Source organism: Loktanella sp. M215, assembly GCF_021735925.1.
GTDB lineage: Bacteria > Pseudomonadota > Alphaproteobacteria > Rhodobacterales > Rhodobacteraceae > Loktanella.
Genome location: NZ_WMEA01000001.1, coordinates 1,386,923 through 1,403,604 on the forward strand (window position 1 = coordinate 1,386,923; position 16,682 = coordinate 1,403,604).

Below are 16,682 nucleotides of genomic sequence, written 5' to 3' on the forward strand. Positions count from 1 at the left end.
ACATGAACCTGAATTACACTGACGACCAGATCGCGTTCCGCGACGAAGTCCGCGCCTTTCTGGCCGACAACCTGCCTGCGCGCCTGTCCGACAAGGTCAAGTCGGGCGAAGAGCTGACCAAGCAGGACCACGAGGAATGGCACGCCATCCTGAACGCCCGTGGTTGGCTGGCGGGCAACTGGCCTGTCGCATACGGCGGCACCGGTTGGGACGCCGTGCAGCGCCACATCTTCGAGGACGAGATGACCAAGGCCGCAGCACCGCGCATCGTCCCCTTCGGCATCGCGATGCTGGGGCCGGTCCTGATGAAGTTCGGGTCGGACGCGCAGAAGGCGCATTACCTGCCGCGCATTCTGAACGGCGACGACTGGTGGTGTCAGGGGTATTCGGAACCGGGTGCCGGCTCCGACCTCGCGTCCCTGCGGACGATGGCCGTGCGCGACGGTGACGATTACATCGTCAATGGGCAAAAGACCTGGACCACGCTGGCGCAGCACGCCGACTGGATCTTCTGCCTCGTGCGGACCCAGAAAGAGGGCAAGCCGCAGGAAGGGATCTCTTTCCTGCTGATCGACATGAAAAGCCCCGGCATCACCGTGCGCCCGATCAAGCTGATCGACGGCAGCGTCGAGGTGAACGAGGTCTGGTTCGAGGATGTCCGCGTGCCCGCCACCAATCTGGTGGGCGAGGAAAACAAGGGCTGGACCTACGCCAAGTACCTGCTGACGCATGAGCGCACGAACATCGCCGGTGTGGGCTTTGCCAGCGCAGGGCTGGAGCAGCTGAAGCGGATCGCGCGGCTGGAATTGTCAGCTGGCAAACCGCTGATCGAAAACCCGCTGTTCGCCGCCCGCATCGCACAGGTCCAGATCGACCTGATGGCGATGGCCACGACGAACCTGCGGGTCATCAGCGCCGCAGCGGCGGGGCAGGCGCCCGGCGCCGAAAGCTCCATGCTCAAGGTCAAGGGCACGCAGGTCCGTCAGGAAATCAACGCCCTGACTATGCAGGCCGTCGGCCCCTATGCGATGCCGTTCCCGTCAGAGGCGGTGGACGGCGACAACGCCCCCATCGGCCCGGACTACGCCCGCGCGCGGACGGGGCAATATCTGAACAACCGCAAGCTCTCGATTTACGGGGGGTCGAACGAGGTGCAGCGGGCGATCATCTCCAAAGCCATTCTGGAACTGTGAGGACGCCATGAACTTTGATCTGACAGACGAACGCCAGATGTTGCAGGACGGCCTGCGGCGGTTCCTGCGCGACAAGTATACCCCCGACCTGCTGAAGCAGATCGCGGACAGCGAGATAGGCACGTCCCAGGACGTGTGGAACGGTCTGGCTGAAATGGGCGTGATCGGCGCGCTGTTCACCGAGGAACAGGGCGGCTTTGGCGGCGCGGGCTTCGATCTGGCGCTGGTCGCCGAAGAGATGGGCCGTGTGGGTGCGACCGATCCCCTGATCGACACCGGCATCCTGGGCGGCGGTCTGATTGCGGCATTGGGCAATGACGACCAGCAAGCGATGCTGGAGGAGATCATTGCAGGCACACGCCAACTGGCGCTGGCCCATGCCGAACCCGGCAGCCGCTATGACCTGTCGCGGGTCAGCACGACGGCTCTGGGTGGCAAGCTTTCGGGCCGCAAGGCCGTCGTCATCAACGGCGGTGCTGCGGACACGCTGATCGTCAGCGCCCGCACGGCGGGCGGCGTGGCGGATCAGGACGGCATCAGCCTTTATCTTGTCGCCGCCGACGCGCCCGGTCTGACGCGCCGCAGCTACCCGCTGACCGGTGGCGGTCACGCCGCAGAGGTCACGCTGGACGACACACCCGGCACGCTGCTGGGGGACGAAGGACAGTCCTACGCCGCCCTCGCCACCGCATACGCCCGCGCCACCTGTGCGATCAGCGCAGAGGCGGTCGGTCTGATGGAAGCGATCCGCATCCTGACGGTCGATTACCTGAAGACGCGCAAGCAGTTCGGTCAGCCGATCGGCAAGTTTCAGGCGCTGCAGCACCGCATGGCCGACGTGCTGATCGAGATCGAGCAGGCCCGGTCCGCCGTCATCAACCTTGCCGGTCATCTGGAGGCAGAGTCTGCCGTGCGCGACGTTCATGTCGCGGCGACCAAGACCCTGATCGGGCAGGTCGCGCGTCTGGTGGCCGAGGAATCGATCCAGATGCACGGCGGGATCGGCATGACCGAGGAATATGGTCTGGCGCACCTCGCGAAACGTCTGGTCATGGTCGATCACCGTTTTGGCGACACGCTGTATCACATGGACCGCTTCATCGCCCTCGCCGTCGCCTGAGCCGACCACCGCGGGGAGGCGGTGTTGCCATGTCAGAATCGGACCACATCGACGCCCTGATCGCGCGCCAGGCGACAGTGCGCCCTGACGCCGCCGCGGTCATCGACGCAGGGCTGACCACCAGCTTTGCGGCCCTCGACGCCCACGTCACCGCCGCCGCAGATATGCTGGCGGCGGCTGGCACAGGCCCGGGTGACCGCGTGCTGATCGTCGCCGAGAATTGTCTGGCGACCGCCGTCTTCATCCACGCCGCCGTGCGGGCCGGGGCCATCGCCGTGCCGGTCAATGCCCGCATGACGGCACCCGAACTGGCGAAGGTGATCGACCATGCCCTGCCGCGGGTCGTGATCTATACCAGCGGCTGTTCGGCCGAGGCGGCGGCCCATGCCGGGGACGCCGCGCCGCAGGATGCTGGTTTCGGCGCATTCCACATGGCCCGGCTGGACCCGCAGGCTCCGGATGCCGACACGGACGACGTGGCCGTCATCCTTTATACCACCGGCACCACGGGCGCGCCGAAGGGCGTTATGCTGACGCACGCCAACCTGATCTTTGCGGGCAGCCTGTCGGCCCGGATCCGGGCAATGACCGAGGGCGACCGGATCTATGGCGTGCTGCCGCTGACCCATGTGTTCGGCCTCGCCTCCGTCCTCGTCGCGACCGCGATCAGTGGGGCGACCCTGCAACTGGAAACCCGGTTCAGCCCCGCAAAGCTGTACGCCGCCCTGACCGGTGGGGCCACGATCTTTCCGGGTGTCCCGCAGATGCACGCCCTGTTGATGCAATACGCCGCCGATCAGGGCATGATGCGGCTGACGGGCAGCGCGCTGCGCTACGTCTCGTCTGGGGCCGCCCCGCTTGATCCCGCATGGAAGGCCAAGGCCGAGGCGTTCTATGACCTGCCTTTGCAGAACGGCTACGGCATGACCGAAAGCACCGCCGGCGTCAGCGGCACACGGAATGTGATCGGTGATCCCGATACCAGTGCCGGACTGCCCTTTGACGGCGTGTCGGTCCGCATCGACGCGCCCGCCGGTGCGGATGCGGGCGAGGTGCTGACCAAGGGGCCGCACGTGATGAAGGGCTATTTCCGCGCCGCCGACCTGACGGCGCAGACCGTGAAGGACGGCTGGCTGCGGACCGGCGATCTGGGACGGATCGATGCGGCAGGGCGGCTGCACATCGTGGGTCGCGCCAAGGAACTGATCATCCGGGGCGGCTTCAACGTCTACCCGCCAGAGGTCGAGGCGGCCCTGAACGACCATGCGGACGTGATCCAGTGCGCCGTGATCGGCGCCCGGAATGCGCAGGGCGACGAGGATATCCTGGCCTTCGTCCAGTGCCGCGATCCCGCTGCTTTCAATACCCGCGCGCTTGCATCCTTTGCCGCCGCGCGTCTGAGCGGCTATAAGCGGCCCACACGCATTTTTCCGGTGGACGCACTGCCCGCCGCACCGACTGGCAAGATCCTGAAACACAAACTGCTGGACACCTTCGCGGACCGGCTGACAGCAAAGGACTGACACAATGGCAAAAGATATGATCGGCATGGGCCCGGACCTTGGCCCCTTCGACTGGGCCGACGCCCTGCTGCTGGAAACCCAACTGACCGAAGACGAGCGCATGCTGCGCGACGCGGCGCGGGATTTCGCGCAGAACGTGCTGCAGCCGCGCGTCATTCAGGCTTACCGCGACGAGGCTGCCGCCCCGGACCTGTTTCCCCTGATGGGCGAAGCGGGCCTGCTGGGCTGCACCATCCCAGAGGAATACGGTGGCCTTGGCGCGTCCTACGTCACCTACGGTCTGATCGCGCGAGAGGTGGAGCGGGTCGATTCGGGATATCGGTCCATGATGTCCGTGCAATCGTCGCTGGTGATGTACCCGATCCACGCCTACGGGTCCGAGGAGCAGCGTCGGAAGTTCCTGCCCAAGCTGGTCAGCGGCGAATACATCGGCTGCTTTGGCCTGACCGAGCCTGACGCCGGGTCCGACCCTGCGGGCATGAAGACCACCGCCAAGAAGACCGCCGACGGTTATGTGCTGAACGGCGCCAAGATGTGGATTTCCAACGCGCCTTTCGCCGATGTCTTTGTCGTCTGGGCAAAGTCCGAGGAGCATGGCGGCAAGATCCGTGGCTTCATCCTTGAAAAGGGAATGGAGGGGCTGTCTGCCCCCGCAATCAAGGGCAAGCTGAGCCTGCGTGCGTCCACCACCGGCGAGATCGTGATGAAGGACGTGGCCGTGGGCGAGGATGCCCTGCTGCCGGGTGTGCAGGGTCTGAAGGGGCCGTTCGGGTGCCTGAATCGCGCGCGCTACGGCATTGCATGGGGTGTGATGGGATCGGCAGAGTTCTGTTTCCACGCCGCGCGGCAGTACGGCCTTGACCGCAAGCAGTTCAACAAGCCGCTGGCGCAGACCCAGCTGTTCCAGAAAAAGCTGGCCGACATGCAGACCGAGATCACGCTGGGGACGCAGGCCGCCCTGCAGGTCGGTCGCCTGATGGACAGCGGTCAGGCCGCGCCCGAGATGATCAGCCTGATCAAGCGCAACAACTGCGGCAAGGCGCTGACCATCGCGCGCGACAGCCGCGACATGCACGGCGGCAACGGGATTTCCGACGAATTCCAGATCATGCGCCACATGATCAACCTTGAAACCGTGAACACCTACGAAGGGACGCACGACGTGCATGCCCTGATCCTGGGGCGCGCGATCACCGGTCTGCAGGCGTTCTTTTAAGACCCTTGGTGCGGCTTGACGCTGTCAGGCCGCACCGCTATACGCCGCCAGTCCGCACCTTTCCGGGTTCGGACATGTATGAAATGCCGTGTGCCCCATTTCCGTCGCTGGACGGGGTCCTCCGGCCAAAGGAGAAGCGACAATGTTTAAGCTGAATGAACTGTCCGACAACGAAGGCGCAACCCACCGCCGCAAGCGCGTCGGCCGTGGCCCGGGTTCGGGCAAGGGCAAGACCGGTGGCCGTGGTATCAAGGGTCAGAAGTCCCGCTCGGGCGTCGCGATCAAGGGCTACGAGGGCGGCCAGATGCCGCTGTACCAGCGTCTGCCCAAGCGCGGTTTCAACAACATCAACGCCAAGACCTACTCGGTCGTGAACGTCGGCCTGATCCAGAAGTTCATCGATGCGGGCAAGATCGACGCATCGGCTGACCTGACCGAAGACGCGCTGATCGCCTCCGGTCTGATCCGTCGTCTGAAGGACGGCATCCGTGTGCTGGCGAAGGGCGAGATCACATCCAAGATAAACTTGCACGTCCACGGCGCATCCAAGGGCGCGATCGAGGCCATCGAGAAGGCCGGCGGCACCGTGACCGTGACCGCAAAGCCCAAGGCGGACGCTGCGGCGGCCTGATCGCTTGCGGGCGGCGCGCGTGTCGCCTAGATAGGGTCTGAGTTTTCCCAAACGCCGCCATCGGGACACCCGCTTGGCGGCGTTTTTCATATAAAAGAGACTTGCATGGCATCCGCTGCAGAACAAATGGCCGCCAACATGAGCTGGGGCGCCTTCGGCAAGGCGACAGAGCTGCGCAGCCGCATCCTTTTCACCATCGGCATGCTGATGGTGTATCGCCTTGGCACCTATATTCCCGTTCCGGGCATCGACGGCGTGCAGTTGCGCGAATTCATGACCGGTGCGGCGGCAGGCATCGGGGGCATCCTGTCGATGTTCACCGGTGGCGCGCTGTCCCGTATGGGGATATTCGCGCTGGGCATCATGCCCTATATCTCCGCCTCGATCATCGTGCAGTTGCTGGGGTCCATGTGGGAGCCGCTGAAGAACCTCAAGAAAGAGGGTGAGCAGGGGCGTCGCAAGATGAACCAGTACACCCGCTACGGCACGGTTCTGCTGGCGACGGCACAGGCCTACGGTCTGGCCAAGTCGCTGGAGGCCGGTGGCCTTGCATCCAATCCGGGCCTGTTCTTTGTGGCGGCCTGCGTGATCACGATCGTCGGCGGCACCATGTTCCTGATGTGGGTCGGCGAGCAGATCACCAGCCGCGGCATCGGCAACGGCATTTCCCTGATCATCTTCGTCGGCATCATCGCGGAAGTGCCCGCCGCACTGGCCCGCTTCCTGAGCCAGGGACGGTCGGGTGCCATCAGCCCCTTCGTGATCGTCGGCGTGATATTGATGGTGATCGCGATCCTGGCTTTCGTGGTGTTCATGGAACGGTCACTGCGCAAGATCCACATCCAGTATCCCCGCCAGCAACGCGGGATGAAGGTCTATGATGCGTCGTCGTCGCACCTGCCGATCAAGGTGAACCCGGCCGGCGTGATTCCTGCGATCTTTGCCAGCGCCCTGCTGCTGTTGCCGACCACGATCAGCACCTTCTCTGGCGGGTCGTCGAACGCCTTCATGTCGACGCTGTTGGCCTACTTCGGCCCCGGCCAGCCGCTTTATCTGCTGTTCTTCACGATCATGATCGTGTTCTTCACCTACTTCTACACCCGTGAAGTCGCCTTCAAGACCGACGAGGTCGCCGACAACCTGAAGAACCAGAATGGCTTTGTCCCCGGCATCCGTCCGGGCAAGAAGACGGCGGAATACCTCGACTACGTCGTGAACCGCATTCTGGTCCTCGGCTCTGGCTACCTCGCGCTGGTGGCACTGCTGCCCGAGATCATCCGCAGCCAGTTTGCGGTGCCATTCTACTTTGGTGGCACATCGGTCCTGATCATCGTCTCGGTCGGGATGGACACCATTCAACAAATTCAATCCCACCTGCTGGCGCACCAGTACGAGGGGCTGATCGAAAAATCGCAACTGCGCGGCAAGCGCAGTACGACCAAGCGGAGGGGACCGGCGCGTCGATGAATATTATCCTACTGGGACCGCCGGGGGCGGGCAAAGGCACACAGGCACGCCGTCTGGTCGATGAACGTGGCATGGTGCAACTGTCCACCGGCGACATGCTGCGCGCAGCCCGCACATCGGGCACCGAAATGGGAAAGCGTGTGGCTGACGTGATGGATCGTGGAGAACTGGTGACGGACGAGATCGTCATCGGCCTGATCCGCGAGCATCTGACCAATGATGCCCCCGCGAACGGCTATATCTTCGACGGTTTCCCGCGCACGCTGGCGCAGGCGGATGCCTTGGGCAATCTGCTGGCCGAACTGGGCGAAAATCTGGACCGCGTGATCGAGATGAAGGTCGATGATGAAGCGCTTGTCGCGCGCATCACGGCCCGGTCGACCTGCAAGAACTGCGGCGAAGTGTATAACGACGATACCAAGCCGATCCCTGCCGATCACGTCTGCACCAACTGCGGTGAAAAGACGGAATTCGTGCGCCGCGCGGACGACAACGCCGACAGCCTGAAGACGCGCCTGCTGGCCTATTACAAGCAGACCAGCCCGCTGGTCGGCTATTACTATGCGCGTGGCGACCTGACATCCGTGGACGGGTTGGCAAGCATGGACGAGGTTGCGGCGCAGATCAAGAAAGCGCTGACCTGATCCTGCGGGCAAGGGGGGTTGACCCCCACCCGTCACGCCTCTAGATACCCCCATCCCGCAAGGGAATCACCTGCCGTGACCGGGTCGCACCCAAAGGTTACGGAATACCTCATATGACATGGGCCCGCCGCGCGTCGGACGGGCCTGCGTTGTGAAAAAAGGGTCTGGTATCACGGACCCGCAACGAAAAGGAAGCTACCTTGGCACGTATTGCCGGCGTCAATATCCCCTCTGCAAAGCGGGTTCCCATCGCCCTGACCTACATTGCCGGTATCGGCAACACCACCGCCGCACAGATCTGCGAAGCGACCGGCATCGATGCCGCGCGCCGCGTGAACGATCTGTCCGACGCCGAAGTGTTGAAGATCCGCGAATACATTGACGAACATGTCACCGTCGAAGGCGACCTGCGTCGTGAAACCCAGATGAACATCAAGCGTCTGATGGACCTTGGCTGCTACCGCGGCCTGCGTCACCGTCGTGGCCTTCCCGTTCGCGGTCAGCGCACGCACACAAACGCACGCACACGCAAGGGCCCCGCTAAGGCCATTGCTGGCAAGAAGAAATAAGGAGATCCGATCATGGCACGAGATACCCGCCGGACCGGCAAGAAAAAGGTCTCCAAGAACATCGCAGCTGGCGTTGCGCATGTGAACTCTTCTTTCAACAACACCAAGATCCTGATCTCGGACGTGCAGGGCAACGCGATTGCCTGGTCGTCCGCAGGCACCATGGGCTTCAAGGGATCGCGTAAGTCGACCCCCTACGCTGCCCAGATGGCCGCCGAGGATGTTGGCAAGAAAGCCCAGGAACACGGCGTGAAAACGCTGGAAGTCGAAGTGCAGGGCCCCGGTTCGGGCCGAGAGTCCGCGCTGCGTGCGCTGGCTGCCGCCGGTTTCAACATCACCTCGATCCGTGATGTGACCCCGATGGCCCACAACGGCTGCCGCCCGCCGAAGCGTCGCCGGGTCTGATCCGTACCATTTAAAGGTGGGGGCCGTGCAATTCTGCACGGCCCCGATCTGCCGTTTTGAAACCTCGAGCGCCCGACTTTTTGGACATGAAGTCGAGCAAGGATGGAGGGACTATGATCCACAAAAATTGGGCTGAGCTGATCAAGCCGACACAGCTGGACGTGAAGGTCGGCAACGACCCCCAGCGTCAGGCCACCCTGATCGCAGAACCGCTGGAGCGTGGCTTTGGCCTGACGCTTGGCAACGCGCTGCGCCGCATCCTGATGTCGTCGCTGCAGGGTGCCGCCATCACCGCCGTGCAGATCGACAACGTGCTGCACGAATTCTCCTCCGTCTCTGGCGTCCGTGAAGATGTCACCGACATCGTCCTGAACCTCAAGGGCGTCGCGATCCGCATGGATGTCGAAGGCCCCAAGCGTCTGAGCGTTCAGGCCAAGGGTCCGGGCATCGTCACCGCCGGCGACATCTCGGAGACGGCAGGCATCGAGGTCCTGAACAAGGATCACGTGATCTGCCACCTTGACGATGGTGCCGACCTTTACATGGAACTGACGGTCAACACCGGCAAGGGCTATGTCGCTGCCGACAAGAACAAGCCCGAGGATGCGCCGATCGGCATGATCGCGATCGACGCGATCTATTCCCCGGTCAAGAAGGTCAGCTATGACGTGCAGCCGACCCGCGAAGGTCAGGTGCTGGACTATGACAAGCTGACCATGAAGATCGAAACCGACGGGTCCCTGACGCCGGATGACGCCGTGGCCTATGCCGCGCGCATCCTGCAGGACCAGTTGCAGATCTTCGTCAACTTCGACGAGCCGGAATCGGCCAATGCCGGTGGCGACGACGACGGGCTGGAGTTCAACCCGCTGCTGCTGAAGAAGGTGGACGAGCTGGAATTGTCCGTCCGTTCGGCAAACTGCCTGAAGAACGACAATATCGTCTATATCGGCGATCTGATCCAGAAGACCGAAGCCGAGATGCTGCGCACCCCGAACTTTGGCCGTAAGTCCTTGAACGAGATCAAGGAAGTGCTGTCGGGCATGGGTCTGCACCTTGGCATGGACGTCGAGGACTGGCCGCCAGACAACATCGAAGACCTGGCCAAGAAGTTCGAAGACCAGTTCTGAAGAACAGGGGGCGGACAACGATCCGCCCCTTTCGACAATGCCCGCAGTGGCGGGGAACACCTGGACAATCCTGTCCCAATAATGCGGCTGACACGCATCAGACCGCTGCACAAAGTATAATTAGGAGATGACCAAATGCGTCACGCAAGCGGCTACCGCAAACTGAACCGGACCCACGAACACCGCAAGGCGATGTTCGCCAACATGGCCGGATCATTGATCGAGCACGAGCAGATCAAGACGACCCTGCCGAAGGCCAAGGAACTGAAGCGGATCATCGACAAGCTGATCACGCTGGGCAAGCGCGGCGATCTGCACGCCCGCCGTCAGGCCGACAGCCAGCTGAAGCAGGACATCCACACTGCGAAACTGTTCGAAATCCTCGGCCCGCGCTACGCCGAGCGTCAGGGCGGTTATTGCCGCGTGATGAAGGCCGGTTTCCGTTATGGCGACATGGCGCCGATGGCGATCATCGAACTGGTCGACCGCGACCGCGATGCCAAGGGTGCCGCCGACAAGGCCCGCCTGATCGAGATCGACGAAGAGGCGTAAGCCTTTCGCACGGCAGAATACGAAAGGGCTCGATCTTCGGATCGGGCCCTTTTCGTTTGGCATTTGTGTCAACGGGTTGATCCATAACCCGGCGTTAGCCGCGGTGCCGCAGGACTGGCCGATCCTCGCACGGATCGAAGGCAGACCGACCATGACACCCCGGACCGACATTGACGACCTGATCAGCCAGATGCGGGGCATCGCACCCGACGGGCTGTTGCTGGGATTGCACTACCGCGCGGCGGTGCCGCTTTTGACGGTGCAGACCTTTCCGGACCCATGGCTGGCCTACTACCGCGCGCAATCCTTCGGGCTGCGCGACCCGCTTCTGGCCTGGGGCTTCATGACGATGACGCCGACCCGGTGGAGCGATCCTGCATTTCTGGATCCCTATGGCATTCTGGCACAGGGGCGCAGGTTTGGCGTCATCCACGGCGTGACGCTGGGGTGCGGGCAGGTGCCGTCGCGGTCGGTCGCATCGGTCACCCACCCCGGCCGCGAGTTTAATGACGACGAGATGGATGACCTGCAGTCGCTTCTGGCCGAGTTGCATATGCTGACACAGCGGTCGGGTCTTCTGACGGCTGCGCAGGCGGATGCGCTGCGCCTGATCGCCGATGGTGACCGGCAAGAGGCGGCCGCGACCCATCTGGGCATCACGCGCAGCGCGCTCAAGGCGCGGCTGGCGGGCGCGCGGGTGGCCTTGCAGGCGCGCACGACGGCAGAGGCGATCCAACGCGCGCGCCATGCCGGGGTGCTGTGACCGGGCGGGCTTTCCAAGGGCCTCTGTCGCGCCTAGATACGCTGCATGGCCGATCTTTTTGACACCTCGACACCCTCTGCCGCCAGTTCCGGCCCCCGCCCGCTGGCGGACCGTCTGCGTCCGCAGGCGCTGGAAGAAGTGATCGGGCAGGAACAGGTGCTGGGGCCTGATGCGCCGCTGGGGGCTATGCTGGCTTCCGGCTCTTTGTCATCGCTGGTGCTGTGGGGGCCGCCAGGTGTTGGCAAGACGACCATCGCGCGGCTTCTGGCGGACGAGACTGATCTGCATTTCGTGCAGATCAGCGCGATCTTCACCGGCGTGCCGGAATTGCGCAAGGTTTTCGAGGCTGCGAAAATCAGGCGCCAGAACGGCAAGGGCACGCTGCTGTTCGTCGACGAGATCCACCGTTTCAACAAGGCGCAACAGGACGGCTTTCTGCCTCATATGGAGGACGGGACGATCCTGCTGGTCGGTGCCACGACCGAGAACCCGAGCTTCGAGCTGAATGCCGCTTTGCTGAGCCGCGCGCAGGTCCTGATTCTGACGCGTCTGACCGAAGCGGACCTTGAACGGTTGGCGCAACGGGCCGAGCAGGAGTTGGGGCGCGCCCTGCCGCTGGATGCGCAGGCGCGGGGGCAGCTGATCAACATGGCCGATGGTGACGGCCGCAGTCTGCTCAATCTGATCGAACAGGTCGCGGCGTGGAAATCCGACAAACCGCTTGGCACCGATGCGCTGACCTCTCGTCTGATGAAGCGGGCGACGAAATACGACAAGTCCGGCGACGAGCATTACAACCTGATTTCTGCGCTGCACAAATCCGTGCGCGGGTCGGACCCGGATGCGGCCCTTTACTGGCTGGCGCGGATGCTGACGGGGGGTGAAGACCCCCGCTACCTCGCGCGGCGCATCGTGCGGATGGCGGTTGAGGACATCGGCTTGGCCGACCCGCAGGCGCAGCACATCTGTTTGCAGGCGTGGGAGACCTACGAGCGGCTGGGAAGTCCCGAGGGCGAGTTGGCGCTGGGGCAGGCGGTGACCTATCTGGCACTCGCGCCCAAATCGAACGCAGGCTACGTCGCCTTCAAGGCGGCGATGGCGGCAGCCAAGCAGACCGGGTCGGAACCGCCCCCGCGCCATATCCTGAACGCGCCGACCAAGCTGATGAAGGAACAGGGCTTCGGGTCGGGCTATGCCTACGACCACGACGCCGAGGACGGCTTTTCGGGGCAGAACTACTTTCCCGAGACGATGAAGCGCGGCATCTACTATTTGCCCGTGGATCGCGGGTTCGAGCGGGATCTGAAGAAGCGCCTCGATTTCTTTGCCAATCTGCGGGACAAGCGCAAAGGCAGCACGAATTGACAAGCTGACCCGTTCGGGCGACAGGAGGGGCATGATCTTGACCGGACTTTCCGTGGCTCTTGGTGGGGCGATTGGCGCGACGTTGCGCTGGCTGACAGGCCAGCTGACCCTGCGTGTGATCGGACCGGGATTCCCCTGGGGCACGGTGACGGTCAATATCTTCGGCTCGTTCCTGATGGGGGTCATCGTTGTCGTCCTGGCGGAACGTGGCGGCACCCGGATGGCGCCGTTTCTGATGACGGGCCTGCTGGGTGGGTTCACGACATTTTCGGCCTTTTCCCTCGACGCGGTGGCGCTGATGGAACGGGGACAATTCGCGCTGATGGCGGCCTATGTCGGCGGCAGCGTGATCATCGGACTGGCGGCGCTAGTCCTTGGCATGAACGTGACACGGATGGTGCTGGCATGAGCGGTGGTGTGCAGACGCGGGTGATCGGCCCGGACGACGGCGACCAGCGGCTTGACCGCTATCTGCGGCGGCTATTTCCGCACCTGACGCAGGGCCGCATCGAAAAGATGTGCCGCAAGGGCGACATCCGTGTCGAAGGCGGACGGGTGAAGTCGAACACCCGGCTGGAAGTGGGCCAAAGCATCCGCATCCCGCCCCTGCCGACCGAGGCGCAGGTCGATGCAGAGCGCAGCATGCTCAAGCAAGGGGTCACCAAGGCCGATGCCGCGCTGATCATGTCCTGCGTGATCTACCGCGACGACCACATGATCGTGCTCAACAAGCCTGCCGGTCTTGCGACGCAAGGCGGCACCAACACCACACGCCACGTCGATGCGATGTCAGAGGCCTTGATGTTCGGCTATGACGAAAAGCCGCGGCTGGTGCACCGGCTGGACAAGGATACATCCGGCGTTCTGATTTTGGCGCGCACGCGGATGGCGGCCAAGCAGTTGACCGAGAACATGAAACACCACGCTACCCGCAAGATCTACTGGGCCGCCGTTGCAGGCGTGCCGCATCCGCGTGCGGCGACGATCAAATACGGTCTGATCAAGGCGCCCGGCCACGGCAAGGGCGGCGAGAACGAGAAGATGCGTTGCGTGCATCCGAAAGAAGTGGACAGCACCGAAGGTGCAAAGCGCGCGACGACCGATTACGCCGTGCTGGATACGCTCGCCAAGCGGGCGGCCTGGGTTGCCCTTGTCCCGATCACGGGCCGGACGCACCAGCTGCGCGCGCACATGGCTGAAATCGGGCATCCGATCATCGGTGATGGCAAGTATGGCGGGACCGAGCAGGAAAACCTTGGCGATGGCTGGGGTGCTGGCATGGGTGGCGACATCAGCCGCAAGATGCACCTGCACGCCCGCAGCATGACGATCGAACACCCCGAGACAGGCGCGATCCTGCATCTGACTGCACCCCTGCCGGACCACATGCAGCGGACGTGGGATTTCGTCGGATGGCACGTCAGCCACGCGCCGGTCGATCCCTTCAACATGCCTGACTGATGCCTGACTTGCGGCTTGTGATCTTCGACGTCGACGGCACCCTTGTCGATAGTCAGGCGGAAATCATCGGCGCGATGGCAGAGGCCTTTGCCGCCGAAGGTCTGCCCGCGCCCGACCGCGCCGCCGTGCTGTCCATCGTCGGACTGTCTCTGCCGGAAACCTTTCGCGCTTTGTGCCCCGGCTATGATGTCGCCACGCAAGAGCGGCTGACGGCCCACTATCGCGCGGCCTTTCGCGATCACGCGACGGCGGATCTGCAACGCAAGAGCCCCCTGTTTCCCGGTGCCAAGGAGGCGATTCTGCGGCTGCACGCGCAGGATCACACCCTGCTGGCCGTGGCGACGGGCAAGTCAAAGCGCGGCGTGGACCGTCTGATTGACCAGCACGATCTGCACGGCCTGTTCGTCAGTCGCCAAACCTCGGACTTTCACCCGTCCAAACCGCATCCGGCGATGGTGATGACGGCCTTGGCCGAGGCCGGTGTGACAGCCGCCCGCGCCGTCATGGTGGGCGATACGACATATGACATGGACATGGCGCGTGCGGCGGGTGTGGCGACGATCGGCGTCGGCTGGGGCTATCACGCCCCCGACAGCCTGCGGGCCGACCGATTGATCCACAGCTTCGCCGTACTGGACGCCGCCATCGACGATCTGATCGGAGAACCCGCATGAACGACTGGGCCCCCAAACGATTCTGGACACAGGCCGATGTCGTGGAACGGGACGGCGGATTTTCCGTCGATCTGGACGGGCGGGCGGTCAAGACGCCCTACAAGCAGGCCTTGATCCTGCCGACCCGCGCCATGGCACAGGCTGCCGCTGCCGAATGGCAGGCGCAGACGGACAAGATCGATCCCACGACCATGCCCGTGACCCGCGCCGCGAATTCTGCCATCGACAAGGTCGCCCCGCAACATGCAGAGGTCGCGGCGATGCTGGCGGCTTACGGTGAAAACGATCTGATGTGCTATCGCGCGGCGGCGCCTGATACATTGATCGCCTTGCAGGACGCGGCGTGGAATCCATGGCTCGCCTGGGCCGCGCAGGCGCTGGATGCACCGCTGCATGTGACGACCGGTATCATGCCTGTGGACCAGCCGCCCACGTCCATTGCCCGGCTGCACGAACGCGTCTTGCGGTTCGACAATTTCGCGCTGACGGGGTTTCACGACCTGGTGCAACTGTCCGGTTCACTGGTGCTGGCTTTTGCCGTGACCTTGGGCAAGCTGACCCCGCAGCAGGCCTGGCCGCTGAGCCGGATCGACGAAGATTTCCAGATCAGCCAATGGGGCGACGACGAGGAAGCGGCCGAAGTTGCGGCCCTTAAGCGGCAGGCGTTCATCGATGGTGCCGCCTTCGTCGAGATGAGCCGGCGCGTCTGAACCGATCACAATTGAGGCGCCGCCGGTCAAACTGCCGTTCCAGCAGGCAGATACAGGCGTTTGACCCGGCGGCGGCACTTGACCTCTGGGCAGGAATTCGCCCACTCTATGATCATTGAAGGGGAGACCCGTCAAAACTCAACCGCCCCGTGCCGGGTGGAAAAATTGGCTGCCCGAGATGGGCGGATACTCAGGAAGAGGTAAACATGAACAAGACCGTACTATTTGGAACGCTGACCATCGCCGGTTTGACGGCGGCTGCGGCGTCCGCGGCAACGCTGGACGACGTAAAGGCGCGTGGCCATCTGAACTGCGGCGTCACGACCGGTTTGACCGGCTTTGCGGCACCCGACGCGAACGGCGTCTGGGAAGGCTTCGACGTCGACGTCTGCCGTGCGGTTGCCGCCGCCATTTTCGGTGACAAGAACGCTGTCGAATTCGTCCCCACCACAGGCGAGACCCGCTTTACCGCGCTGTCGTCCGGCGAGATCGACCTGCTGGCCCGTAACACGACCTGGACGCTGTCGCGCGACACCGACCTGAAGTTCGACTTCATCGGCGTCAACTACTACGACGGTCAGGGCTTCATGGTGCCGAAGGCACTGGGCGTGACGTCCGCCAAGGATCTGGACGGTGCGACCGTCTGCATCCAGACCGGCACCACGACAGAGCTGAACCTGGCCGATTTCTTCCGCTCCAACAACATCAGCTACGAGCCCGTGCCGATCCAGACCAACGCAGAAGCGCAGCAGCAGTACCTTGCCGGTGCCTGCGACGTCTACACGACGGACGCTTCCGGTCTGGCCGCAACCCGCGCGACCTTCGAGACACCCGAAGATCACGTCCTGCTGCCCGAAATCATCTCGAAAGAGCCGCTCGGTCCGCTGGTCCGTCACGGTGACAACGAGTGGGGCGATATCGCCATGTGGACGCTGAACGCGCTGATCGCTGCCGAAGAGCTTGGCATCACCTCGGCCAACATCGGCGAGATGTCCGCTGCACCGACCAACAACCCTGAAGTGAACCGTATCCTCGGCACCGAAGGCGACCTTGGCGCGATGATGAAGCTGGACAAGAACTGGGCCGTGAACGCGATCACTGCCGGTGGCAACTACGGCGAGATCTTCGAGCGCAACATCGGTGAGAACACCCCGATCGGTCTGGCGCGTGGTCTGAACGCCCAGTGGACCGATGGCGGCCTGCTGTACTCCCCGCCGTTCCGCTAAAAAAACAGGCGAAAGGCCCGGCATGTGCCGGGC

At 63.5% G+C, this 16,682-nt stretch carries 18 protein-coding genes; all 18 read left to right on the top strand.

Annotation, left to right across the window (positions count from 1 at the left end; translation table 11 throughout):
• The first annotated feature begins 2 nt into the window (after positions 1 to 2).
• The 18 genes from GLR48_RS06745 (at position 3) to GLR48_RS06830 (ending at position 16,649) form a co-directional block, all read left to right on the top strand.
• The gene (locus tag GLR48_RS06745; RefSeq protein WP_237059949.1) at positions 3 to 1,193 is read left to right on the top strand and encodes an acyl-CoA dehydrogenase family protein; all 1,191 of its coding nucleotides are present in this window, start codon (positions 3 to 5) and stop codon (positions 1,191 to 1,193) included.
• 7 nt (positions 1,194 to 1,200) lie between these two features.
• The gene (locus GLR48_RS06750) at positions 1,201 to 2,313 is read left to right on the top strand and encodes an acyl-CoA dehydrogenase family protein (protein WP_237059951.1); all 1,113 of its coding nucleotides are present in this window, start codon (positions 1,201 to 1,203) and stop codon (positions 2,311 to 2,313) included.
• Between the two features lie 29 nt (positions 2,314 to 2,342).
• Positions 2,343 to 3,836, top strand: coding sequence for a class I adenylate-forming enzyme family protein (locus GLR48_RS06755; RefSeq protein WP_237059953.1), 1,494 nt, complete (start codon positions 2,343 to 2,345; stop codon positions 3,834 to 3,836).
• A 4-nt stretch (positions 3,837 to 3,840) separates the two neighbouring features.
• Complete coding sequence (locus tag GLR48_RS06760; RefSeq protein ID WP_237059955.1) at positions 3,841 to 5,052, top strand: acyl-CoA dehydrogenase; 1,212 nt, start codon at positions 3,841 to 3,843, stop codon at positions 5,050 to 5,052.
• Between the two features lie 142 nt (positions 5,053 to 5,194).
• The gene (gene rplO / locus GLR48_RS06765) at positions 5,195 to 5,683 is read left to right on the top strand and encodes a 50S ribosomal protein L15 (protein ID WP_237059957.1); all 489 of its coding nucleotides are present in this window, start codon (positions 5,195 to 5,197) and stop codon (positions 5,681 to 5,683) included.
• 105 nt (positions 5,684 to 5,788) lie between these two features.
• Positions 5,789 to 7,150 carry a preprotein translocase subunit SecY gene (gene secY, locus GLR48_RS06770; protein ID WP_237059959.1) on the top strand — a complete coding sequence of 454 codons (1,362 nt, stop codon included), beginning with the start codon at positions 5,789 to 5,791 and terminating at the stop codon, positions 7,148 to 7,150.
• Complete coding sequence (locus tag GLR48_RS06775) at positions 7,147 to 7,794, top strand: adenylate kinase (RefSeq protein ID WP_237059961.1); 648 nt, start codon at positions 7,147 to 7,149, stop codon at positions 7,792 to 7,794. Before secY ends, GLR48_RS06775 begins: the two co-directional genes overlap by 4 nt.
• Before the next feature lie 200 nt (positions 7,795 to 7,994).
• Positions 7,995 to 8,363: a 30S ribosomal protein S13 gene (gene rpsM, locus GLR48_RS06780; protein WP_237059973.1), complete on the top strand. Its 369-nt coding sequence runs from the start codon at positions 7,995 to 7,997 to the stop codon at positions 8,361 to 8,363.
• A gap of 12 nt (positions 8,364 to 8,375) precedes the next feature.
• On the top strand, positions 8,376 to 8,768 hold the full coding sequence (gene rpsK, locus GLR48_RS06785) for a 30S ribosomal protein S11 (protein ID WP_072858530.1): 393 nt from the start codon (positions 8,376 to 8,378) through the stop codon (positions 8,766 to 8,768).
• Between the two features lie 113 nt (positions 8,769 to 8,881).
• On the top strand, positions 8,882 to 9,898 hold the full coding sequence (locus tag GLR48_RS06790; RefSeq protein ID WP_072858529.1) for a DNA-directed RNA polymerase subunit alpha: 1,017 nt from the start codon (positions 8,882 to 8,884) through the stop codon (positions 9,896 to 9,898).
• Positions 9,899 to 10,033: 135 nt separating this feature from the next.
• Positions 10,034 to 10,450, top strand: a complete 417-nt coding sequence (gene rplQ, locus GLR48_RS06795) for a 50S ribosomal protein L17 (protein WP_237059976.1) — start codon at positions 10,034 to 10,036, stop codon at positions 10,448 to 10,450.
• Positions 10,451 to 10,601: 151 nt separating this feature from the next.
• Positions 10,602 to 11,213, top strand: coding sequence for an autoinducer binding domain-containing protein (locus GLR48_RS06800; protein ID WP_237059978.1), 612 nt, complete (start codon positions 10,602 to 10,604; stop codon positions 11,211 to 11,213).
• 45 nt (positions 11,214 to 11,258) lie between these two features.
• Positions 11,259 to 12,578: a replication-associated recombination protein A gene (locus GLR48_RS06805; protein WP_237059981.1), complete on the top strand. Its 1,320-nt coding sequence runs from the start codon at positions 11,259 to 11,261 to the stop codon at positions 12,576 to 12,578.
• Positions 12,579 to 12,609: 31 nt separating this feature from the next.
• Positions 12,610 to 12,987, top strand: a complete 378-nt coding sequence (crcB, locus tag GLR48_RS06810; RefSeq protein ID WP_237059983.1) for a fluoride efflux transporter CrcB — start codon at positions 12,610 to 12,612, stop codon at positions 12,985 to 12,987.
• Positions 12,984 to 14,039, top strand: a complete 1,056-nt coding sequence (locus GLR48_RS06815; RefSeq protein WP_237059985.1) for an RluA family pseudouridine synthase — start codon at positions 12,984 to 12,986, stop codon at positions 14,037 to 14,039. Before crcB ends, GLR48_RS06815 begins: the two co-directional genes overlap by 4 nt.
• Positions 14,039 to 14,713 carry an HAD-IA family hydrolase gene (locus tag GLR48_RS06820; RefSeq protein WP_237059987.1) on the top strand — a complete coding sequence of 225 codons (675 nt, stop codon included), beginning with the start codon at positions 14,039 to 14,041 and terminating at the stop codon, positions 14,711 to 14,713. The genes GLR48_RS06815 and GLR48_RS06820 overlap by 1 nt, the downstream gene beginning before the upstream one ends.
• A complete protein-coding gene (locus GLR48_RS06825) occupies positions 14,710 to 15,423 on the top strand; it encodes an ATP12 family chaperone protein (RefSeq protein WP_237059989.1) in 714 nt (237 codons plus the stop codon). Before GLR48_RS06820 ends, GLR48_RS06825 begins: the two co-directional genes overlap by 4 nt.
• Before the next feature lie 206 nt (positions 15,424 to 15,629).
• On the top strand, positions 15,630 to 16,649 hold the full coding sequence (locus tag GLR48_RS06830) for an amino acid ABC transporter substrate-binding protein (protein ID WP_237059991.1): 1,020 nt from the start codon (positions 15,630 to 15,632) through the stop codon (positions 16,647 to 16,649).
• Positions 16,650 to 16,682: the final 33 nt, after the last annotated feature.